Source organism: Lentisalinibacter orientalis (genome assembly GCF_040706535.1).
In the GTDB taxonomy this organism is placed as follows: Bacteria; Pseudomonadota; Gammaproteobacteria; order Steroidobacterales; family Woeseiaceae; genus Lentisalinibacter; species Lentisalinibacter orientalis.
The window spans coordinates 1-261 of record NZ_JAPDRJ010000013.1 but is presented as its reverse complement, the minus strand read 5'-3'; the positions used below and the strand labels follow the sequence as shown (position 1 = coordinate 261).

The window sequence follows — 261 nt, the reverse complement described above, 5'->3', positions numbered from 1 at the left end:
CGACCATCAAGCAGACCCTGATCGGCGCCGGTGTGATCGAGCCGAACCAGACGTTCAGTATCACGTTCGACTGGAAGGGCACGGCGGCGAACGGCGGCGTGATCACTTTCCAGGTGTTCTCCGAACAGGCGGGCGGCGGCGTCACGAAGTCGGACCTGGTCCAGGGCGGCGATGCCTTCCCCGCGGACTGGACGACGGTCGGGCCGCTGAATTTCACGAGTGCAGGCACGGCAGCGGCCGTCGCTGACGGACTGACGCTGG

Annotated in this window: 1 protein-coding gene; it reads left to right on the top strand. The window is 66.7% G+C overall.

The window, feature by feature from the left end:
* On the top strand, positions 1 to 261 hold a 261-nt coding region (locus ACJMK0_RS19210), incomplete at both ends, for a hypothetical protein (protein ID WP_405240903.1).